This is a genomic window from Exilibacterium tricleocarpae (genome assembly GCF_007004655.1).
Classification (GTDB): domain Bacteria; phylum Pseudomonadota; class Gammaproteobacteria; order Pseudomonadales; family Cellvibrionaceae; genus Exilibacterium; species Exilibacterium tricleocarpae.
Genome location: NZ_ML660091.1, coordinates 230,414 through 252,193 on the forward strand (window position 1 = coordinate 230,414; position 21,780 = coordinate 252,193).

The following is a 21,780-nucleotide window of genomic DNA, read 5'->3' on the forward strand; positions in this document are numbered from 1 at the left end:
TTTTAGACTGCAATACAGATACAATTTTTTGAAATAACGTGCAGTACAGATGATAACCCATGCCCCTTTACCAACATCTCGCCGACCGGCTCGCCCGACAGATCGCCACCGGCACTTATCAACCGGGGCAGCGGCTACCGTCGTTGCGGCATATGGCACGGCGCATGGAAGTCAGCCTGTCGACGGTGGTGGCGGCCTACGGTCTGCTCGAGCAACGCAACCTGGTCGCGGCGCGCCATAAATCGGGTTTTTATGTGGTGGCGCCGGGTGGTCCCAAGCTACCGCCCCCCGCCAAGGCGCCGGGCTCCAGTCCCGCCCGCCTGCATCTCAGCGCCAGTGTGGCGGCGATCTTCGACACCGTCAGCGATCCCGCCTTTACGCCTTTCGCCGTGGCATTGCCGGCGGCGGATTACCTGCCGGCGGCAGCACTTGGGCGTGCTGCCAACGCCGTGCGCCGCCAGCAGTTTGCCCGCAGCCTCGAATTGAGTACCGCGCCGGGCTTGTTCGAATTGCGCCAGCAGATCGCCATCCGCATGCTCGGCGCCGGTTGCCTGCAGGCGCCGGAGGATATCGTAATTACCAGCGGCTGCCAGGAAGCGGTGGCGCTCAGCCTGCGGGCCCTGACCTCACCCGGGGATGTGGTGGCGGTGGAGTCGCCCTGTTACTACGGCTTTTTACTGGCGCTGGAAAGCCTGCATCTGCGGGTCGTCACCATTGCCACCGACGCGGTCACCGGCCTGGACCTGGACGCGCTGGAACAGGCGGCGCGGCGCTGGCCGCTGAAAGCCTGTATTTGCAGCCCGAGTTTCAGCAACCCCACCGGCGGCAGTATGGACGCGGCCGCCAGGGCCCGACTGCTGCAACTGGCCGAGCACTACGACTTCCATATCATCGAGGACGATATCCTCGGTGAACTCGGCCACGAAGGTCCGCGGCCGCCGGCCCTGAAAGCGTTCGATAGCAACGAACGGGTACTTTACTGTGCCTCGTTCACCAAGAGCCTGGCGCCCGGTATCCGGGTCGGCTGGGTGGCGGCCGGGACCCGGTGCAACCGCATCCGCGAGCTGTCCATGGCCGGCACCACCGGTGCCGGCGGTTTCAGTCAGTTACTGCTGCTGACCTATTTACGCAGTGGCCATTTCGACAAACACCTGCACCGCGTGCGGGCGGCTTACCGGCACAATCTCGACGTGGCACTGGCGACCATCGGCCGCAGCTTTCCGACGGGCACTCGCGCGACCCGGGCGCGGGGCGGGTTTCTCATCTGGGTGGAACTTCCGCCGCCTCTCAATGCTCATACACTTTACGAGTACGCGCTGCGGGAAAAAATCAGTATCATGCCCGGACGGGTATTTGGTCGCAGTGGTTTTGAACACGGCTTTCGACTGAGTTGCGCCCTGCCCTGGACGGCGTCCGTCAACACTGCACTCGAGCGTCTCGGAGGGCTTGCCAAAGGCTTAGAAAAAGGTTGAACTTTTTTTTGCAACTGGCTGAAAGCTATCTACTTTTTGGATGGCTCCGACTCCCTTTGGTAGGCGCGCGTAGCACCCGTTCAATATTGTGAATTTAACCGGTCTGAATCGGTCTGAGTATGCTATAGTCAGCCAACCGGACACTTTTAAGAGATGCTCTTTTTATGCGCAAAGCATTACACCTGGTTTTGGGCTTTGGCCTGGTCATCGGCAGTTCCGCCTGGAGTAAAGCCCCTGAGGTTTTGACATTCACCCGCGATCAGGCGCAGACCACGGTGGAGATCGTCGATAAACTCGCCGAGCGGCACTACCGCAACCAGCCTCTCGACGACGACCTCTCCAGCCGCTACCTCGATCAGTATCTGGACAGTCTGGACCCCGCCCGCAGCTATTTCCTGGCTCAGGATATCAAAGAATTCGACCACTACCGCTACCGCCTCGACGACCAGCTCAAGGCCGGTAAACTCGATGCCAGCTTCGCCATCTTTCACCGCTATCGCGAGCGGGTGGTGGAGCGCCTGGAGGCGGTGATCGCCGTGCTCGAGCGCGAGGACTTCGGTTTCGATTTCAAGAAAGATGAGAGCCTCGAGATCGATCGCGACCAGGCCGCCTGGCCCCGCAACCGGGCCGAGGCGGACGAACTCTGGCGCAAGCGCCTGAAGTCGGCCAGTCTCAGCCTGAAACTGGCGGGCAAAGATACCGCCGAGATTAAAAAGACGCTCAAACGCCGTTACAAAAATCAGTTGAAACGCGTGCGCCAGCAGGACCAGGCGGATGCATTCGAGGCGGTGATCAACGCCTTCACCCTGCTTTACGATCCGCACAGCAACTATTTTTCACCGCGCTCGCTGGAGAACTTCAACATTAATATGTCACTCTCCCTGGAGGGTATCGGTGCGGTGCTGCAAACCGAAGACGAGTTCACCAAAGTGGTGAGTCTGGTGACGGCCGGTCCCGCCGACAAACAGGGCGAACTGGCGCCGGCGGATAAGATCATTGCCGTGGGCCAGGGCGACGAGGGCGATATGGTGGATGTGGTCGGCTGGCGCCTGGATGAAGTCGTGCAGCTTATCCGCGGTCCGCAGAATACCGTGGTGCGCCTGGAGGTGATTCCCGCCAACAGCACCACCAACGACGTCAGCAAAAAAATCCGTATCAACCGCGGCAAGGTAAAACTGGAAGAACAGGCCGCGAAGAAGTCGGTGTTCGAACTCAGTGACGGCAAGGATCTGTATCGCCTGGGGGTTATCGACGTGCCCGCCTTTTATATCGATTTCGACGCCTATCGCAACCGCGACCCCAATTTTAAAAGCACCACCCGCGACGTGCGCCGCCTGCTGAATGAGCTGTCACAGGAGGACGTCGACGGCATCATTCTCGATTTGCGCAACAATGGCGGCGGTTCCCTGCAGGAGGCAACTACACTGACCGATTTGTTTATCGACCAGGGGCCGGTGGTGCAGATACGCCAGACCAACCAGACCATCTCCCGCCACCACCGCTCCCGCAGCCGCGCCAAGTATCGCGGGCCCTTGGTCGTACTGATCAACCGCCTCAGCGCCTCGGCCGCCGAGATATTTGCCGGCGCGATTCAGGATTACAAACGCGGCCTGGTCATCGGCGCCCAGTCGTTCGGCAAGGGCACCGTGCAGTCGCTGACACCGGTGCACGAAGGGCAGCTGAAAATTACCGAGTCGAAGTTCTATCGCGTGTCGGGCGACAGCACACAACACCGCGGTGTGCTGCCGGATATCGAGTTTCCGACCATGGTCGATGCGAAGGAGGTCGGCGAAAGCTCCTACGACAATGCCCTGCCCTGGGATCAGATTCACGCCGTGCCGCACCCGCAGTATTTCGACCTGCCCAGCCTGTTACCGGAAATCAACAAGGCGCATACCAAGCGGGTGAAACAGGACCCCGATTTCGTCTATCTGCTCGACCAGTTGAAAATGTTGAAGGAGAGCCGCAGTAAGTCGGTCGTCTCACTCAATGAAGCGGCGCGCAAAAAAGAACAGGAAGAGATGGAGCAACGGGCCCTGGCGCTGGAGAACAAACGGCGCAAAGCCAAAGGGCTGGAACCCTACAAAACCTTTGCCGACTACAAAGCGGAAAACGACACCGAGCAGACACCGGCCGCAAGTCTCGCCGGGCAGCGGGATATCAACCCCGACAAAGACCCGCTGTTGTCGGAAAGCGGCTATATTCTGGTGGATTTTATCCGCGCGCTGAAAAATCACGAGACCCGGCAGGTTGCCAATTTTTAAGGTCTGACCAGATGCCCGTAACAGGGCAACGATAAAGGGTTGGTTCACACCAACCCTTTTTTCTGCCCGACTGTTCTGCCCGGGCTTGCTGCCGGTAACTGATTGAACGTGTTGAACGTCTCTGTCGAAAAAATAAGGAACTTGCAATGAAAGTGGTGTCATTCAATGTCAACAGCGTGCGCTCGCGGCTGCACCAACTGGAAGCGGTGGTAACTTCTCACGCCCCGGACTTTATCGGTCTGCAGGAAACCAAGGTCACCGATGAGGAGTTTCCCCGCGAAGCCATAGAGGCACTGGGCTACCAGGTCGCCTATCACGGCCAGAAGACCCACTACGGCGTGGCCCTGCTGAGTAAACACGACTTCGTCGAACTTTACAAAGGTTATCCCACCGACAGTGGCGACGCCCAGCGACGCTTTATCTGCGGCAAGTTCGATTCACCTCTGGGTGCATTGACTGTCATCAACGGCTATTTTCCCCAGGGCGAGAACCGCGACCATCCCACCAAGTTTCCCAACAAGGAGAAGTTTTACGCGGACTTGCAGGTATTTTTACGCGAACACTGCGCTCCCGGCGATCCGGTTGTCGTTATGGGTGATATGAATATCTCACCACAGGACAGCGATATCGGTATCGGCGAAGACAACCGCAAACGCTGGCTCAGAACCGGAAAGTGCAGTTTTTTGCCGGAGGAACGACAGTGGTTGGAAACGCTGATGAGTTGGGGGCTAAAAGATACGTTTCGGGAGTTGAACCCTGCCACCACCGATCGGTTCAGTTGGTTTGACTACCGCAGCAAGGGGTTTGAGCGCGATCCGCGACGCGGGCTGCGCATCGATCTGATCCTGGCGACCGAGACGCTGTTGAGCCGCTGTATCGAGACGGGTATCGACTACACCATTCGGGGGATGGCTAAACCGTCCGATCACTGTCCTATCTGGGCGACGTTCAAATAAGGGTGATGGCTGGAATGGCAGATGCTGTAGTGCGCCGTTGAGGGACGCCTGGAATGGCACTGCTTTAAGCAAAAGTGTGCTAATTGGCCGGTTTACCGCTGGGTGGGGCTTTCAGAAACACATCGTGAACCCATCCCTGGGGATTTCCCGACAGCATCCCTGCTGTCGAGAGTTTCTGAAAGCCCCACCCAGCGGTAAACCTACTTCCGATATTCTTAACCAAGATCGTTAGGGATAGTGTGGAGGTCGACAAACTGCGCAAATTTGCTTAAAGCAGTGCCATTCAGGTGGCAGCTGTAAGGTTTCCCGGGGCCAGAGCCGCCCCACTCAGCCCCCAAGCCAGCGTTTGAGGCGGCTTTCCAACTGATCGTAACGAACCGGTTTGGGCAGATAGTCGTCCATACCTGCCGCCAGGCAGCGGGTTTCGTCGCCCTCTGCGGCGTGGGCGGTCATGGCGATAATCGGAATATGCCTGTCCTCGGTGCCCCGGGCCTCCAGGTTGCGGATTCTCTGGGTCGCCACAAAGCCGTCCATCTCCGGCATCTGACAATCCATCAGCACCAGATCGACCTCGGCGCCGGCCAAGAGGTCGAGTGCCTCGCGGCCGTTGTTGGCCACCTTCACACCGTAACCGAGCTTTTTCAACATACCCTCGGCCACCATTTGATTAACTCGATGATCCTCCACCAATAAAACCGTTTGCCCAAGCCCCTGGCTGTGGTTGTGGCCGGCGCTGGCCGCGGCCTTATCCGCCGCCGCGGTGTCAAACAGGAGCTGGTTCAGCAGGTCGTGGAGCGGCTGGCGGAACAGCGGCCGGGTCAGTGTACTCACCTGGGGCTGGGCCGCCAGGAGTGCGCGCAGATCGTCGTCCTCGCTTTGCAAAGCAGTAATCACCAGTATCTGCTTGAGATCTGCCAAACGTGTATCCCGACACAACGTATTGCTCAGAGTCAGGCCGTCGAGTCGCTGCAGCTGATTGTAAATCAGAACGGCATCGAAGGGATGCTCAGAATCACTGGCGGCGTCCAGGCGCCGCAGGGCGGTCTCGTGGCTGTCGACGGCCTCCGGCGCCAGCCCCCAGCTCTCCAGCTCCTGCAGTGTGCTGTCGACAATCTTGGCGGGTGTGCCCACCAGTAATATGCGCCGCCCTTTCAGTTTGGGGTTGGTGACCAGCACCTGCGGCTGTTCGCCGGCCAGTTGCAGGCGCACTTTCAACCACAGGCTGCTGCCCTGCTCCTCGCGCCGGGTGCCGACACTGCCGCCCATGCACTCCGCCAGTCCCTTGCAGATGGCCAATCCCAGACCGGTGCCGGCATTGGTGGTATCGGCGGTGGCGAAAGCGTCGAACATCTCCTCTTCGTCGGCGATCTGGATCGCCTGGCCCTCGTCGCTCACCGTTACCGACAGTTCGCCCTCATCGGCGCCGGAAAACTTGAAACCCGCCTCGACAGTCACCTCGCCACGTTCGGAAAATTTGACGGCGTTGCTGATCAGGTGGCTCAACATCTGGCCCAGGCGCTCGGCGTCACCGCGGGCGCGCATCGGCAGGGCGGGATCGATGATATGATTCAGCGCCACACCCTGCTGGTGGGCTTCACTGGCCACCTCGGCGATAATCGTCTCGATATGGCGGCGCAGGTTGAACACACTCACATCCAACACCAGCTCCCGGGCGGTAATGCGGGAAAAGTCCATCACGTTGTTGACCAGGTGTAATTGCCGCTCGCTGGCTTTTTCCGCCAGCGTCAACAGGTCGCGCTGCTTGGGGGTAAGCTGGCTGTCCTCCAGCAGCGACAGGGCACCGATGACATCGTTGAGCGAGGTGCGAAACTCGTGCCCGAGGTTGGTCATGAATTCGTTGTTCAACTCCACCGTGGCCTGGGTATCCCGCTTCTCCTCTTCCAGGCTCTCGGCCTTTTGCTTCAGCGTATAGTTGGCTTCCAGCCGATCCCAGAAAGCGTCGCAGACTCCGCGCCCCTGGTGATAGAGCATCAGGTAAAACACCAGCATCATGGCGCCGTAGAGATAGCCCTCCGGTGTTCCGAGCAACAGCGCGGCCACCGCCGCCGGGACCTGGCCGATAAACTGGTAGTAGGTGACAAACTGGCGATAGGGGGCGAAGGCGTTGGCGGTAGCCGAGTAAAACACGACAGTATAAAGCCACAGCAGCGGCGTTTCGTTGCGCATACCGACCACGCTGGTAACACTGACCAGGATAAAACTCCACCAGGCGGCGCCGATAAACGAGACGATAAAATACTGGTTGCGCCAGCGGGCCGGGGCGCGCGGATAGAGCGCATCGAAGCGAAACAGAAAGTAGCCCCGCACCAGGGTGATCAACAGCAACCCCAGCAACAACACCATGGCCAGTTCCTGCGCCAGCTCGAGAAAGGAGCCGGCCCCCAGGCACAGCAGAAACGCCAGGAAATTGAGCACTATCCCCCGCCGGCTGTATTTCGCCATGCGGGAGTCCGTATCCCGCATGACTTTGCGGTCTTTCTGTACCTTTGACTGGGGTACAAACAACTGTAGTTGCAGCATGTTCTGCCCTGTAGCCGGCGGGTAACGACAACCCTGCCGCCGGCCTTAACTCAGTAAAACCTCCACCATAACGGTCTTGATCAAAAAGCCCATCAGACCAAGCCCCAGCGCAGTAAATAGCACAAAAGTACCAAATTTGCCCGCTCCGGACTTGCGGGCCAAATCCCACATGATAAAGGCCATAAACAAAATCAGGCCGCCTATACCCAGGTACAGGGACCAGGTTTCAAACACTTCTATACTCACCGGCGAATACCTCTTTAAACGCGTGCCGTACAACTGGCGGGCATTTTAATGAATTTATCCGAAGATAAAACCGCAATTGTGGCCGTTCGCGCCGTTATAACGGCATTCGAGGGATAAAATGGCCTGTAAAATGCGCGCGAGCTAACATTTTTGCCAACTGCGCCTTTTCCGGCCGCGGCAGCCCCAGTAGACTGGGTCGTGCGAAAATCTGGGGATATAGATGGATCGCACTCACTACTCACACAAAAAATAGAGAGCAACATCATGAGAGTCTTCACAAGTGCAGCCTCGGCACTGGTGGTAGCCACCACCTTACTCACCGGGTGTTCACAAGAACCCTCAAGTTCAGCGGCAACCGATCCGAGCGTCTCCGAGCAGGCGGCCGATGCCGTTGAAGCAGCGACCAGCAAGGCCAAAGACATGGCGGCCGATGCCGCCGAAGCCGCCGGCGAGATGGCAGAGGATGCGGCAGCAGTTGCTGAAACAGCCGTAGATCACACCAGAGAAACGGCGGCGGCCGTCTCCGAGGCGGTAGTCGAAGCGTCCGAACAGGCGGTGGAAGCCGCAGGCGACGCCGCTGAGGCGGCCAAAGAGGCTATCCAACTGCCCGATGAAGCCCCCGCTGCCGGCGAAGAAGAGGAAAAAGAGTAACTGTGTACCAGTGCAGGCGCCACTCTGCCTGCCCCCGCCCTGCTTGCCGACAGTCCGCAGGCAGCGCATAAAAAAACCGGCGTTAGCCGGTTTTTTTATGCCTGGTGCCCGCACCGTCAGAGCTTGGTGTCGAGTTCCGGCACGGCCTCAAACAAGTCTGCCACCAGACCGTAGTCAGCTACCTGAAAGATGGGTGCCTCCTCGTCTTTATTGATAGCGACAATCACCTTGCTGTCCTTCATACCGGCCAGGTGCTGAATAGCACCGGAAATACCGACTGCGACATAGAGATCCGGAGCGACAATCTTACCGGTTTGCCCCACCTGCATATCGTTGGGGACGAAACCCGCGTCCACCGCCGCGCGCGAAGCGCCCACCGCGGCACCGAGTTTATCGGCCACCTTGTACAATAATTCGAAATTTTCGCCGTTTTGCATACCCCGGCCGCCGGAGATCACCACCTTGGCGGCGGTCAGTTCCGGGCGATCGCTCTTGGCCAGCTCTTCACCGACAAAAGCGGACAGGCCCGCATCAGAGGCGCTGTCGAGATTTTCCAGGGCGGCGCTGCCACCCTCGGCGGCAACCGGGTCGAAAGCGGTGCCGCGCACCGTAATCACCTTGATGGCATCGGAGCTTTGCACCGTGGCGATCACATTGCCCGCATAGATGGGGCGCTTGAAGGTATCGGCACTTTCCACGCTGACGATATCGGATATCGATTGCACATCCAGGAGGGCGGCAGCACGGGGCAAGGTATTTTTGCCGGTGGTGGTGGCCGGGGCCAGTATATGGGTGTAGTTTTTGCCGATCTCAGCAATCAACAGGGCGGTATTTTCCGCCAACTGATGCTCGTAAGCGGGGTTGTCCGCCACCAAAACCCGGGCTACGCCATCGACCTTGGCTGCCGCCTCGGCGGCACTGCCGCAGCCGGCACCGGCCACCAGCAGGTCGATGTCGCCGCCAATTTCCCTGGCGGCGGCGACGGTGTTGAAGGTTGCGCCTTTGAGGCCGGTATTGTCGTGTTCCGCAATGACTAGAATACTCATCAGATCACCTTTGCCTCGTTTTTCAGTTTTTCCACCAGCTCTGCAACGTCAGCCACTTTGATACCGGCCTGGCGCTCAGCGGGCGGCTCGACCTTGAGGGTCTGCACCCGCGGCGCGACATCCACACCCAACTCAGCCGGGGTGGTGGTATCGAGCGGCTTTTTCTTTGCCTTCATGATATTCGGCAGCGATGCATAGCGGGGTTCGTTCAGGCGCAGGTCGGTGGTGACGATGGCCGGCAACTGCAACTCGACAGTTTGCAGACCGCCGTCAATCTCGCGGGTGACTTTGACCTTGGCCCCGGCGACGTCGACTTCGGAGGCAAAGGTACCCTGGGCCATGCCGGTCAGGGCACCCAGCATCTGGCCGGTCTGGTTGTTGTCGCCGTCGATCGACTGTTTGCCCAGGATCACCAGGTCCGGGGACTCTTTTGCGACTATGGCCTGCAGGCACTTGGCCACCGCCAGCGGCTGCAGCTCGGTATCGGATTCCACCAGGATACCGCGATCGGCGCCCAGCGCCATGGCGGTACGTATCTGTTCCTGGGACTGTTTTGCACCGAGGGATACGGCGACAATTTCAGTAGCCACGCCCTTTTCTTTCAAACGCACCGCTTCTTCGACGGCAATTTCACAAAAGGGATTGATGGACATTTTGGCGTTGGCGATATCGACGTCGGTGCCGTCGGACTTCGGCCGCACCTTGACGTTGTAATCCACCACGCGCTTAACGGCAACAAGAATCTTCATGGATGTCACATTCGTTTATCTGTTGAGGATATCAGCGACACCGCCGGCGGTGTTCGCTGCCCAGTCCCGAAAGACAGGTCCCGAAGGACCGGCTCGTCTACATAGAAAATGTTAAACGGCCGTTTGAGCGGCGAGTATGGTGACGGTTTCGCCTCGCAAAATCAATACCTTTAAGCATATGGCCTGCACCGGATCAGCTTAGACTTTCTGGTAATTGCCACCCTCTCACATATAATCCAAACGGTCTGAAACAGGCTCGCCGGCGGCCTTTGACAGGACCCCGCCAGGGGCCGTTTTTGCCAGTAAAATACGCGAAAATGCCATTGGAGATCGCTATTTCGCCACTATATAATGCCGCGGCATCACACAGCAGGGCCTGACTGGACGTTTTTTGATCGCTTCGGGCCGGAGCATTGACCGGCCGCGCTGCCAGGTCTCGCGGTCGCGGAGATAACCTCTACAATGGCCCCTACAACAGCCCTTACAACAGCCTCGGAGAAAAATGCCTGTGGAACGTGAATATATGGAGTACGACGTTGTCATCGTCGGCGCCGGCCCTTCCGGTCTTGCCGCCGCCTGCCGCATTCGCCAGCTCGACGAGAACGTCAGTGTCTGTGTGGTGGAAAAAGGCTCCGAGGTAGGCGCCCATATTCTCTCCGGCGCAGTCTTCGAACCCACGGCCCTGAACGAGCTGTTCCCGGACTGGAAAGAAAAAGGCGCGCCACTGAATACCCCGGTCTCCGGCGATGACGTCTACGTACTGCGCAGCGCCGAGAAAGCGATCAAAGTGCCCGGTTTCTTCGTGCCGGGCACCGTCCATAACGAGGGGAATTATATCGTCAGTCTCGGCAACCTGTGCCGCTGGCTGGCGGAACAGGCCGAGAATCTGGGTGTGGAGATATTCCCGGGTTTTGCCGCGGCGGAGATACTTTATCGGGAAGACGGCAGCATCAAGGGTATCGCCACCGGCGACATGGGCATATCGGCCGCCGGCGAGCAAAAAGATACCTATATGCCCGGCATGGAGCTGCACGCCAAATATACGCTGTTCTGCGAGGGTTGCCGCGGCCATCTGGGCAAGCAACTGATTGCCAGGTTCGGACTCGATCGCGACCGCGAACCGCAACACTACGGGATCGGCATCAAAGAACTGTGGAAGGTGCCGGCCGAGCGCCACCAGCAGGGCCTGGTGCTGCACAGCCTGGGCTGGCCCCTGGCGGAGACCGGTACCACCGGCGGCAGTTTTCTCTATCACCTCGAGGACAACCAGGTGGTGGTGGGCTTGATTACCGACCTCGCCTACGACAACCCCCACGTCAGTCCGTTCGATGAATTCCAGCGCTACAAACACCACCCGGTGATCAAGCAGTATCTGGAAGGAGGTGAGCGCATCGCCTACGGCGCCCGGGCCATCACCAAAGGCGGGCCGCAGTCGCAACCGAAAATGACGTTTCCCGGCGGCTTGATTCTCGGCGACAACGCCGGGACCCTGAATTTTGCCAAGATCAAAGGCTCCCATACGGCGATGAAGTCCGGCATGGTGGCGGCGGAGACAGTTGTGGAAGCGCTGGCAGCGCAGCGCAGCGGCGACGAGTTGAACGAGTTTACCGAGCGTTACCAGTCTTCCTGGGCTTACCGGGAGTTGGTCACCCAGCGCAATATCGGCGCGGCCCAACACAAGTGGGGATATCTGCTGGGCTCCGCCTACGCGTTTATCGACCTTAAACTACTCGGTGGCAAGGCACCCTGGACCCTGTCCGATCCGAAGCCGGACCACGCACAGATGAAACCGGCGGCGCAGTGCAAAAAGCCGGACTATCCCAAGCCCGACGGTAAACTCAGTTTCGACAAGCTCTCCTCCGTCTTTCTCTCCAATACCAACCACGAGGAAGATCAGCGTTGCCATTTGCAACTGGTCGACCCGACGGTGCCAATCGACAAAAATCTGCCGCTTTACGACGAACCCGCGCAGCGCTACTGCCCGGCTGGTGTCTACGAGGTGGTGGAAGCGGAGGGAGGGGAAAAGCGTTTTCAGATCAATGCCCAAAACTGTGTGCACTGTAAAACCTGTGATATCAAAGACCCGAGTCAAAATATTACCTGGGTGACACCGGAGGGTGCGGGCGGGCCCAACTACCCGAATATGTAAGGGTCAACCGAGCCCAAAAAAGTGGCCCAGGCTCCATACACCTACTTTTTCATCGGCTTTTTTTTCCGCCTTTTTGCCCGCCTCGGCCTGCTGCAGCGCCAGGTCCACCAGGCGGTAGTAAACGTTGCGATGCAGCAACCCGTCGAGGCCGGGGCGCACGCGGAGATAAGGGCGCGGCGACCCGGTCCGGGTCTCTGCCTCCCGCACCCACAGGGGGTTGTCGGGCCCCAACACCACCTCGTCTTCGACTTGGGTGTTAAATACCAGCGCCTGGCCTGAGGCGGGGTCGCGGTAGTCATCGCCGCCCGCCCGCTCCACTCGGAAGTCCACCACCACAAACGGGGCATCCTCTACCCGAATGCGCCATTTTTCCACCGGCGTTACCAGAAAATAGTCCTCGTCTTCACGCTTCAATATCCGGGAAAACAGCTTGACCATGGCCTGGCGCCGAATGGCGCTGCCCTGGTGGTACCAGGTGCCGTCGGCTGCAATACGCATGTCCATTTCTCCGGACAACGGCGGCTGCCACTGCTCGACCGGCGGCAGACCCGAGTGTTGTTCGGCTTGTTGCTGTTGCAGAAAATCAAACAGCGCCTGGGGATCACGGTGGCTGGGGAATGAAGGCATCGGCTAAGTTTACTGCAAAGATTCTGGGTTTACTGCAAAGATTCTGGGTTTACTGCAAAGATGTGGGAATTACTGTAATGGCGCCTGCTTCAGGCGGGAGTAGACATCTGAAACGAATGTCATTCAGATTTACTGCGGGGATGCCGGAGCACCACTAAGAGACTGTGCAAAGAGAGCAAAAGCCGGTGCAAACATATCCTCGGGTGCGCGTCGAAACCAGGCCAGCCAACTGCTGCGGCTGGAGATAATGGCGCTATCCAGCAGTCGCTGGTTGATGCTGTCGAATATCAGCAGTTGCACCTGCACCCGGTCGCGGCCGAGATCGATATCCACATCGGTCGCCAGCGCCTCGCCACTGTCAGTCTTGTCACGCAACTGTAACAACTGCGGGTAAACCACAAAGGGAATGCCGAGAATGCGCGCCTGTTGCAACGCGGCACTGCGGGTCTGGGCCCGCTGGCCGCGCTCGAGCACCGGGAAATGGCGACCCAGTTGCTCCGCCAGGGTTTGTTGCATACGCAGGTCTATCACATCCCGATAGTGGCTATCGGGAAAGGCAATGTACAAAGAAGTACTGACAGGCAGCGTCCACTGTTGCCGGCGGGACAACTGGTGGTGGTCGACAACCTCCGCCGTGTGCAGCCACTCCCGGCTAAGCGCGAGGCTGTGATTGAGGGTGCAGCCGGTCTGGGCAAGCGCGCACGACAACAGCAGCAGTGTGCAGCCGCGGCGCAGCGACAGTAATGGTCCGGACCGGTTCACTTGGAAGCCTCCTCTCTCTCCTAGAGTATCGGCACCGGCGCCCGCCGCTTTAGCTTCTGTCTTCCTGGTTCCCCATATGGACACCGATGTCCTTGATGAAGTCCATCAACCCTTTCATGTCCTCCACCAGCGGGGAGAAGGACTTGGAGTGGTAGAGCTCCACTGCCCCCTGGGTCAGCGCCCAGTAGGCGGCATAATAAAAGTAAGGTGGCACGTCCTGGAGACGGCCTTCTGCGATGCGGCGGCTGATAAAATTCTTCAGGCCATCTTCTATCGAGTTCCTGAGCTGGTGCAGCTCCTCCATCTTTTCCGGCGCCTGGTTCAGGGCGATAATCTTTTCTTCCAGGCGCTGAAACAGGCGGTCTTTTTCCGGATTGGAGATACGGCATTCAAAATAGGCGCGCGCCGGCGCCGCCGGATCGCCCTCCTCCGCCGCCTTGACCCCCTCTTTGAGCCGCTCGGCGATTGATCGCTCATAGTCGAACAACAGCCGCAGATATATTTCCACCTTAGACGTGAAATGTTTATAGATAGTCCCTTTACCGATATCGACATAGTCGGCAATCTGCTCGACAGTGACCTTTTCCTCTCCACGCTCTATCAACAGCTTAAGTGCGGCATCAAGGATATTTTGCTCACGTTCGCGGAACTTTTGTACTTTTTGTTTTGTTTTATCCATATCACTTGCCTCGTGTTGCGCCGTCCATTTTACCCCAGGACCATTCAATTAAAAGTGCGCTGTACCTTACCAGTGCGAATATCCGGCCGCCGTGCCGGGGCGCCGGCTACAGCGAAGATTTCGCCCCCCATTGAGCTTTCCTAAGTGTAGTTCACCGGTAGAGCCAGGGGGGCGCAATCCGGGCTATTTCCCTCCGAGTCGGCAGTAAAATCCGTCTATACTGAAAATGACACTCTACCGCCACACCCTCGAGAGGCCCCGTAACAGTGCAAACCAGTATATCCGACGCCATATCGACCCTGGAGGAGCTGCTCAGCAGTCTGGACAACGCCTACTGGGAGGCCGCCACGATGGAACGCAAAGACCTGTTTTACGACATTATCAGCGCCGTTAACCATGAGTTGTCAGAGCTGGCCAAACTCAGCGTCCAGGACCACAACCTCGAGTACGAGCCGATTACCGTCGAGCTGCGCGAGGCCGGCACCAAGCTCAGCAATCTGCGCAAGCTGCTTGACGAATGTGTATTGCGCTCGCGCACGGCGACGAAACTGGAGGCATTGCTCAGCGACGCGATCGCGCTCGCCAGCGACCGTTAGGGCGCGCGCTCGCCGGGATAGGTAATGCCCCAGGTCTTGCGCAACCGGTCCATGGTTTGACACAGCGCGAGGGAATCTTCCCAGGAATGACGGCGACTTTGCAGCCGTTCGGCGCGCAGGCAGGCGTTGACCTCATCGACCTGGAACTGATACCCCTTACCGGGAAATTCCCGCCTTACCTGGCGCGGCTCGCTACCCTCGCGCCACAACGTTAACTCGCGCCCGGCAAAAAACGGCGCCGCGAGCTGAATATAGCCTTCGGTACCGGAAATAACGCCGGTGGTTGGATAATAACTGTCCAGCGAGGCTTCCGCCACCGCCATACGCGCGCCGGGCCACTGCAGGATAATCTGCTCCTGGACATCAACCCCTGTCTCCCCGCGCACAACGTGGCTGTCGATCTGCGCCGGTAAACCCCACAACATATGGGGTAAAAACAGCGTATAGATACCGATATCGAGCAGGGCGCCGCCGGCCAGGCCCGGGGCTCGCAGACGCGAGCCGGGATCGGGCGGTGCCACAAAACCAAAATCGCAGTGAATACGCCGCACCTCGCCGATTGCACCGCTGGCGATCAGCTCCCCGAGGTGGACAATGACGGGATTGAACTTGCTCCACAACGCTTCCATCAGAAAGCTGCCGCGACGCTCAGCCAGTGCAAACAGCGCTTCGGCCTGCCCGCTGTTGACGGTCAGGGGTTTCTCGCACAACACCGCTTTACCCGCCTCCAGGCATAGACTGGCAGCTTCATAATGGTGGGAATGGGGTACCGCGACATACACCGCATCGACCTCGGGACTGGCCGCAAGTTCGCCGTAGCTGCCATAGGCAAAGGGAATATCGTACTGCGCGGCAAAGGCACGCGCCCGCTCGGTGCTGCGCGAGGCCACCGCGCTGAGCCGGCCGTCGGCGACGTACTGAAAGTCTGCGGCAAAGGCATGGGCAATTTTGCCCGGGCCCAAAATGCCCCAGCGTATCTTGTTCGCGGGTCTCTTGGTGGTGGAGCTGTCGGTGGTGGGGCTGTCGGTCATGGACGAACGCTAAAGAGATTGGGCGGCGGGGTCAAGTCCGGCCTCTACCCCCGGTGTGCGCAAGTCCCGACCCAAAACATAAGTGGCCGGCGCCACTCAGGCCGGCTAGAGCGCCAGCGCATCGGCCCGGTCGAGGTCGTTGATAACGCCCCAGGTACCGCCCCCCTGCACAACCCGCGCCTGCCAGTCGGCGACCCGCTCCAGATACTCCTTCGGATCGACATTGTCCGAACGCAGCTTGGTCACATTCAACGCCCGCACGGTAAAACCGTCCAGGGTGAAATCGAAATCGCGTTTGAAGTTAGCCGGTAAATCTTCTTTGAGGTCGGAAAAAATAAAGATATGTTTTCTGCCCACCCGCGCCTCATTGAGGTATTCGATGGCCTGCAATACCCCGCCGGATATATCGGTATAGGCACTGCTCTTCACATTGGCGACAAAGTCATTGACGGTCTGCGAGAACTCCCGCTTCTGTTTGTTGGCAGTGGAGGGGCGGGCGTCGAGAATCACCTTGGCGACGATGTCTTTTTCACTGAAGCTGGCGCTGTCGATACGGGCCACTACAAACGTGTCGCCCGGCTCGAGGTAAGCCAGCAGATAGTTGATGATCTGCTTGGCCTTTACCAACTCCTCGGTGTAAGTACCCGAAGTATCGAGCAGCAGATAGACACCGCGTTGATAACTGTTGATCTGTTGGCCCCCGTCGCTGCAGCCGAACAACAGCAGTGACATCACCCCTACCAGCCAGTTGCGCATGCTGAGATACCTGTTATGCATTTTTAGATACCTTGGTGCCCGAGTAAAAATTGGTTGTCGAATCGACGCTGTCGAGGCGGCTGAGTTCGGCCCCGTCGTTGGCGGCGCGTGCCGCGCGGCGGCTGGCCAGCCAGATGCCCTCCAGCCACAGCGGCAACACGATCAAAATATCATACAGATGAATCGCCAGGCGCCCGGCATTGCGACTTACCGCGCTCAGCAAACGCAGGCCGATAGACAACAGGCGCAGCAGATACTCGAGCAACATACCAAAGACGTTGCGCCCGGTGTTGATCAGGTACTCGAGCGGGATGGCAATCAGCGTCAGCGCCAGCGGCACCGTAAATCCGAGAAACATACCGGTCACCTGGGGAATCCAGGTATTGACCGCCTCCCCCGCCGGGATGGCCGTACCGGCCAGTGAGGCACGCAGGGCGGCATGATCGGCGGCGATCTGATCGCGCATAAACGCCAGGCCCGCCTCGACGCCCGCCAGCACCAGCAAAATCGTACCGCAGGCAATCGCAATTCTGATACGGACCTTATCATCCATAGCGCCGATAATGGGAAACAGCCGGGTCCACTGCAGGCACTCGAGGAGAAACATGCCCATGGTTATCTCCAGGAAAATAATCACCAGGGCGGCGACATCGGACACTTTAACGCCACCGACACGCGCCGCCGCACCGACCATTTCCGACATCGGCAGGGCAATCAGATGGAAGTTAAAGAAAGCGCCGCCAACGCCGAACAAGACAAATAACAACGCGACACAAAACTGAATCGAATTGGATGCCTTTAAACGTCGTGCGGCTTTGTCGGTACCGCGATCAATTTCCTGAAACTGCTCCATTTGCCGATCGACGTTTTGTGCACGGGTCACCAATTCCTGCAGGTGTTTGCCCACCTGGTCGATCGAATTGCTGAGCTTGCGCCAATAAGGCGCCATCTGTCGCAAGCGGGTATGGCGCTCGGCCATGGCCTGGCGGTATTCCTGCAGGGTATCGCGATGCTGATCCTCCGAGGCCTTGTAGATATCCTCGAGTATTTGTGCGGTCAGGCTGTTGTTGCCCTTTTCCACATGCAGCTTTGCCACCGACTCCACCGCGTGCACCCACTCCGGCGACGGCGGCGGCACTTCGGCGCTCGCTTTGTAGTCTTCATTGATCTGGGTGATCTGCTCTTGAATGGTACGCTGTACTTGCGGATAACCACCAAGATCGCGTTCGACGAATTTATTGATACGAAAAAACTCACGGTTCAATTCCCGCTCGGCATGATCGCGTCCGAGCGCCAACAGAACATCGCGATTGCGCACGCTCAAGCGCTGCTCGGCCAGTGCCACTGAGCGCGACCCCATACGCAGGCCATTATAGAGCGCGCGAAACAGACTGTTGATGGCGCCGTGCGCAGAGCTTCTCGCCATATAGAGCAGCACTATGGCAATACCCAACAGAATAAGGGTAGTCGCCCAAGGCGGCGTGGGAAAAGCACTGTAAATTGTCGACATAGAAGCAACCTTGAGATTCGCGTAATAAAGCCGTCCGTAGCGGGACAAAATCCGTTCATAGACCGGTGATCAACCGGCAAAGAATATGACGCGGTAAGCCTAACAGACGTTGAAATCGTAAAATGTGCCACATGTCACGATAGCCTTCCTTAGGGCAGGATATAGCCTAAGCGACTAAGTTTTAAACGGCTCTATTGCTAATCGGTTTAAAAATTGTTCACCGGAAAACTGGCACTTTGAGATCGGTGACCAATACTTAACAGTAACTGGTGACACACATCCCCCCAAGTGTAAGTAGACACCGGTTAGAGCTGCGAAAGCGGTTCGTCTTTTTAAGGAAGTTATCCTTAATGTTTCACTCCTAATGGTCTTGGCCCGACGCTCTCCCCCAGACGTCGGGTTCTTTTTTTTCGGCCTCTTTTTTTGGCCTCGATATCCCCTTTCATTGGCTTTACTCCGCTGGCCCAAGTGTTATAATTCGCGCCCTTCAAGGTATCGGAGCGTAGCGCAGCCTGGTAGCGCACCTCGTTCGGGACGAGGGGGTCGGAGGTTCAAATCCTCTCGCTCCGACCAATAATTCCCCATTTGCACCCAAAAAAGCCAAATAAATCAATAAATTACCAAGGTGACGATAGCCCTCTGCGGTTTCGCTTGTCGATGGGTGGACACCGGGTGCCGGACCCTAACCTTTACTGCGTTCCCACCAGGATTGTGAGACTGGAGAGACGCCACTCGCTCCGTTTTCAGTTAAATCCAGCCACGAATTGGCGATGCTACCGATGCGTAGCAGAATAACTGGCGGGCAATTCAGTGCCGGCCGATGCCTGCGGTGTCGAACACCCGAATACGGTGACTGCAGAAAGTTTTTCGCGTGTTACGGCCGTCACCTTTAATTTCGAGACATTGAAGTAATGGATAAATATAGAATGGGACACTGCGACGGCAACTGTCCGGTGACCCATGATTCTTTGCTGGAGTCTCTTCGCGACAATCTCTTCCCAGCGCGCAATAAGCCATGGATATCGAGGCACTGACTACTGACTGTCGTGCCAGACGCTTTCTCACACAAACGCAAACTCGCGGCAACAGGACCTTGCAGGTTTTCAGCAAAAAATGACGCCTCACAATCTCACCTGGCTGGACCACAGCGGTTTCAATGTCGACGCGGGTATCGCGGCATGACAAACAACTGCCCGGGTGATGGAATCGGCCCGGGCTGCGTTAATACATATAAGTCACTAAAAGGTCAGGGAGACTGGGGAGCGATGATGAAAAAGGGTCTATGGGGTAGTGAATTGAAACGGGCACGCCTCGCAGCGGCACTGACGCAGGAGCAGTTATCGCTGCGCAGCAAGCTGGATACTGCCACTATCGATGCCATCGAAGCCGGCGTTGTGGAGCCGGGACTCGAAGAGCTGTTTCGATTGGCCCTGGCGCTGGGAATCGAGGCAGACGAACTGGTAAAAACCGTCTGGCAGAAAAACCTGGACTCGTCCGACCACTAATCTCCCACCGTTTCCCTCACACGACGATACCAATGGGGCGCATCCACAATTTCTCCGGTCTCGTCGAGCGGCGGGTAAGCGAGTCCCCGCCGCTCGCAAAATGCGGTAACCGCCGGCTGGCACCACTGAAACAGCCGCTGCCGATAAGTGGCTTCCGGCAGCCGACAGCGATCGTACAAACCGGCAGACTGACGCTGGCGCTGCACCTCGGCGAGAATGATGGCAGCGGCCACCGACACATTATAGGACGCCACCATTCCCATCATGGGTATCACGACTTCCCGGTCGGCCGCGGCCAGGGCCGCGGCGCTGACACCGCACTTCTCTGTCCCCAGCAGCAATGCCGTGGGTCTGGTGTAATCGAGGTCGCGGTAATCCCGGGCCCGCGGCGACAAGTGCGCGGCCACGATGGTGAAGCCCTGCTCCCGCAATTGCGCAACGGGTGCATCCACCTGTTCGTGGAGTGCAGTGTGCACCCATTTGTGACTGCCAAGCGCCGTGCCGCGATAAGGCCGGTAACCGGCTTTTGGAATAACACAGTGGATGGTATCGATGCCCACGGCATCGCACGTTCGCACCAGGGCCGACAGATTGCGACCCTTGTGCACCTCATCGGTAATCAGGGTGAGATCGGGTTGGCGCCGATCGAGCACCCGGCGAATGGTTCGGTAACGGTCTGGAGTCATAACAGCGTTCTGCCAAAGTTCCTGTGCAGTTTTTCCGCCACATTATAGGCACCCGGTCCTAAACATGTTTCGGTTACCTTTTTATGAAGGTCGAGCCTTCAATAACGGTGGCGGTTGTCCACATAATCTGTGGATAAGTTGGTGGATAGGATTTGGGAAAACCACGCAATGCCGCAGAATTACTTGTCCCATCTCAAATTGTACAAAAAATAACCTTGGCGCTATATTTCTATATATATCAATAACCTAGGGTATTTTATAAGTATTATTTATGCTCGCCTGTCAGACCGGCAGCGGCGATGGGCAAATCAACTTCGAACATGTGTATAAACGGTTAGTGCGCCTTAACCCGGAAATAGCCGCAGTCACAAATATGTCAGATTGCTCCCATAAAACTGACATAAAATTGACATATCCACCGGGCCCGCCCCACAACCCGCCACTGCGGCGTCAAGCTATAGTTTACGCGCCACCTCGCCATAGCCGGCGTCGGCCGGCAGGGTTAACCAGCGGGCGCCATCGCGCAATTCGATACGCGGTGTCACGCTGGCTAATTCACACCCGCTTTGCGCTGCGGTGAGCGCCTCGGTCACGCTGTCGAAGCGCGCCAGCCAACGGCAATTCATTTCGGTGGGAAACATGATCGGCGACGGTTCGCGATCACACAGGGCCAACACCTGCGCCGCGCTCATCCACAGGGCATCGACCGCCTCCATGCCGTCGTGACTGCCCTCTTGTCCGGATGGCTGCCGGGCCAGGAAAAAGTAGGTGGAAAACCGCCGCGGTGCCGGCACCGGTGTAATCCAGTGAGACACCGGGTGCAATTGCGCGGGAGTTAACTGCAGGCCCTTGCGCGCTATCTCTTCGTAAAACAGCCCCTCCCCAGCCAGCAATTGGCGCCTGACCGCCGCCAGCACACGTTGTCGCAGCAGCGGCTCGATATCGCCTTCAGCGAAGAGGAAACCGCTTTCCTCGAACGCCTCGCGAATCGCCGTCAATTGATAGACCAGCAGTTCACTGCGATCGTAGTCATCCAACAGCGCCGGTGATTCGTCGGCAGGATCGACACCGCCGCCGGGAAACACCAGATAGTTGGGCGAGAAATCGAGTTGCGGACTGCGCTTGAGCATAAACACTTCGATGCCGTCGCGTCCGTCACGCAGAATCATAACGCTGGCGGAGGGTCGCGGTGTAACGCCGCCGGCGTCAGCGCTGCCACCAACCGCACCAGAATCCAATGTGCCACTCATCATCTTTGAACTCCTTTGCTGACGCCATTCGAGCATTACCGAGCCCGGCAGCTTCCCGCCACGTTTGGCTGCGCGGCATTGAACTCGGTTGCCCCCCGATGCCCCCGCCTGCAACGCGACTAGCCGCTGTCGATATGACCACCCAACTGCAACATGACGACTTGCTGCAACCTGAAGAGTACCATAAACCACATCGGCACCACTCGTTCGAAACACAGCGGCACGGCCGCAGTCGAAAGTTTCCGAAATCCTTGTCCGCAAAGGTGTGGATTAGCGTCCGCTGCCGTTTGTGTCGTGGCCAAAG

Annotated in this window: 19 protein-coding genes and 1 tRNA gene; 8 read left to right on the top strand and 12 right to left on the bottom strand. The window is 58.1% G+C overall.

Features of this window, described 5'->3' with window-relative positions; translation table 11 throughout:
• Nucleotides 1-59: 59 nt before the first annotated feature.
• From FKG94_RS09195 to xthA, 3 genes are all read left to right on the top strand, one after another.
• On the top strand, nucleotides 60-1,472 hold the full coding sequence (locus FKG94_RS09195) for an aminotransferase-like domain-containing protein (protein WP_142903923.1): 1,413 nt from the start codon (nucleotides 60-62) through the stop codon (nucleotides 1,470-1,472).
• A gap of 164 nt (nucleotides 1,473-1,636) precedes the next feature.
• A complete protein-coding gene (locus FKG94_RS09200) occupies nucleotides 1,637-3,736 on the top strand; it encodes a carboxy terminal-processing peptidase (protein ID WP_142903924.1) in 2,100 nt (699 codons plus the stop codon).
• A gap of 146 nt (nucleotides 3,737-3,882) precedes the next feature.
• Nucleotides 3,883-4,692 (top strand): exodeoxyribonuclease III, encoded by an 810-nt coding sequence (xthA, locus tag FKG94_RS09205; protein ID WP_142903925.1) that lies wholly within the window; start codon nucleotides 3,883-3,885, stop codon nucleotides 4,690-4,692.
• 327 nt (nucleotides 4,693-5,019) lie between these two features.
• On the opposite strand, the gene FKG94_RS09210 is transcribed toward xthA, so the two are convergent.
• Nucleotides 5,020-7,233, bottom strand: a complete 2,214-nt coding sequence (locus FKG94_RS09210; protein ID WP_142903926.1) for a response regulator — start codon at nucleotides 7,231-7,233, stop codon at nucleotides 5,020-5,022.
• Between the two features lie 45 nt (nucleotides 7,234-7,278).
• A complete protein-coding gene (locus FKG94_RS09215) occupies nucleotides 7,279-7,479 on the bottom strand; it encodes a DUF2788 domain-containing protein (RefSeq protein WP_142903927.1) in 201 nt (66 codons plus the stop codon).
• 264 nt (nucleotides 7,480-7,743) lie between these two features.
• Between FKG94_RS09215 and FKG94_RS09220 the strand changes: the two genes are divergently transcribed.
• Entirely contained in the window at nucleotides 7,744-8,130 is a 387-nt protein-coding gene (locus FKG94_RS09220; protein WP_142903928.1) for a hypothetical protein, read from the top strand.
• Between the two features lie 116 nt (nucleotides 8,131-8,246).
• Here FKG94_RS09220 and FKG94_RS09225 read toward each other — a convergent pair whose 3' ends face one another.
• Both FKG94_RS09225 and FKG94_RS09230 read right to left on the bottom strand, forming a co-directional pair.
• Entirely contained in the window at nucleotides 8,247-9,176 is a 930-nt protein-coding gene (locus FKG94_RS09225; protein ID WP_142903929.1) for an electron transfer flavoprotein subunit alpha/FixB family protein, read from the bottom strand.
• Entirely contained in the window at nucleotides 9,176-9,925 is a 750-nt protein-coding gene (locus FKG94_RS09230) for an electron transfer flavoprotein subunit beta/FixA family protein (RefSeq protein WP_142903930.1), read from the bottom strand. Before FKG94_RS09230 ends, FKG94_RS09225 begins: the two co-directional genes overlap by 1 nt.
• 502 nt (nucleotides 9,926-10,427) lie before the next feature.
• On the opposite strand from FKG94_RS09230, the gene FKG94_RS09235 reads away from it, so the two are divergent.
• The gene (locus FKG94_RS09235; protein ID WP_246125054.1) at nucleotides 10,428-12,074 is read left to right on the top strand and encodes an electron transfer flavoprotein-ubiquinone oxidoreductase; all 1,647 of its coding nucleotides are present in this window, start codon (nucleotides 10,428-10,430) and stop codon (nucleotides 12,072-12,074) included.
• A 3-nt stretch (nucleotides 12,075-12,077) separates the two neighbouring features.
• Here FKG94_RS09235 and FKG94_RS09240 read toward each other — a convergent pair whose 3' ends face one another.
• The 3 genes from FKG94_RS09240 to FKG94_RS09250 form a co-directional block, all read right to left on the bottom strand.
• Nucleotides 12,078-12,701 (bottom strand): DUF1285 domain-containing protein, encoded by a 624-nt coding sequence (locus FKG94_RS09240; RefSeq protein WP_142903931.1) that lies wholly within the window; start codon nucleotides 12,699-12,701, stop codon nucleotides 12,078-12,080.
• A 129-nt stretch (nucleotides 12,702-12,830) separates the two neighbouring features.
• Complete coding sequence (locus FKG94_RS09245; protein ID WP_142903932.1) at nucleotides 12,831-13,463, bottom strand: DUF4823 domain-containing protein; 633 nt, start codon at nucleotides 13,461-13,463, stop codon at nucleotides 12,831-12,833.
• Between the two features lie 49 nt (nucleotides 13,464-13,512).
• Nucleotides 13,513-14,142, bottom strand: coding sequence for a TetR/AcrR family transcriptional regulator (locus FKG94_RS09250; protein WP_142903933.1), 630 nt, complete (start codon nucleotides 14,140-14,142; stop codon nucleotides 13,513-13,515).
• A gap of 266 nt (nucleotides 14,143-14,408) precedes the next feature.
• Between FKG94_RS09250 and FKG94_RS09255 the strand changes: the two genes are divergently transcribed.
• The gene (locus tag FKG94_RS09255) at nucleotides 14,409-14,738 is read left to right on the top strand and encodes a hypothetical protein (RefSeq protein WP_142903934.1); all 330 of its coding nucleotides are present in this window, start codon (nucleotides 14,409-14,411) and stop codon (nucleotides 14,736-14,738) included.
• Here the strand turns inward: FKG94_RS09255 and FKG94_RS09260 are convergent.
• From FKG94_RS09260 to FKG94_RS09270, 3 genes are all read right to left on the bottom strand, one after another.
• Nucleotides 14,735-15,769 (bottom strand): Gfo/Idh/MocA family protein, encoded by a 1,035-nt coding sequence (locus FKG94_RS09260; RefSeq protein ID WP_142903935.1) that lies wholly within the window; start codon nucleotides 15,767-15,769, stop codon nucleotides 14,735-14,737. The genes FKG94_RS09255 and FKG94_RS09260 overlap by 4 nt on opposite strands.
• Nucleotides 15,770-15,874: 105 nt before the next feature.
• The gene (locus FKG94_RS09265; protein ID WP_246125058.1) at nucleotides 15,875-16,546 is read right to left on the bottom strand and encodes a vWA domain-containing protein; all 672 of its coding nucleotides are present in this window, start codon (nucleotides 16,544-16,546) and stop codon (nucleotides 15,875-15,877) included.
• A complete protein-coding gene (locus tag FKG94_RS09270) occupies nucleotides 16,539-18,035 on the bottom strand; it encodes a hypothetical protein (protein ID WP_142903936.1) in 1,497 nt (498 codons plus the stop codon). Before FKG94_RS09270 ends, FKG94_RS09265 begins: the two co-directional genes overlap by 8 nt.
• A 496-nt stretch (nucleotides 18,036-18,531) precedes the next feature.
• On the opposite strand from FKG94_RS09270, the gene FKG94_RS09275 reads away from it, so the two are divergent.
• Both FKG94_RS09275 and FKG94_RS09280 read left to right on the top strand, forming a co-directional pair.
• Nucleotides 18,532-18,608: transfer RNA gene (locus FKG94_RS09275), tRNA-Pro, on the top strand.
• A 692-nt stretch (nucleotides 18,609-19,300) separates the two neighbouring features.
• The gene (locus FKG94_RS09280) at nucleotides 19,301-19,540 is read left to right on the top strand and encodes a helix-turn-helix domain-containing protein (RefSeq protein ID WP_179957567.1); all 240 of its coding nucleotides are present in this window, start codon (nucleotides 19,301-19,303) and stop codon (nucleotides 19,538-19,540) included.
• On the opposite strand, the gene trmH is transcribed toward FKG94_RS09280, so the two are convergent.
• Both trmH and FKG94_RS09290 read right to left on the bottom strand, forming a co-directional pair.
• On the bottom strand, nucleotides 19,537-20,226 hold the full coding sequence (gene trmH, locus FKG94_RS09285) for a tRNA (guanosine(18)-2'-O)-methyltransferase TrmH (RefSeq protein WP_142903938.1): 690 nt from the start codon (nucleotides 20,224-20,226) through the stop codon (nucleotides 19,537-19,539). The two genes, FKG94_RS09280 and trmH, sit on opposite strands and share 4 nt — an antisense overlap.
• 455 nt (nucleotides 20,227-20,681) lie before the next feature.
• Nucleotides 20,682-21,479 carry an NUDIX hydrolase gene (locus FKG94_RS09290; RefSeq protein ID WP_179957568.1) on the bottom strand — a complete coding sequence of 266 codons (798 nt, stop codon included), beginning with the start codon at nucleotides 21,477-21,479 and terminating at the stop codon, nucleotides 20,682-20,684.
• Nucleotides 21,480-21,780: the final 301 nt, after the last annotated feature.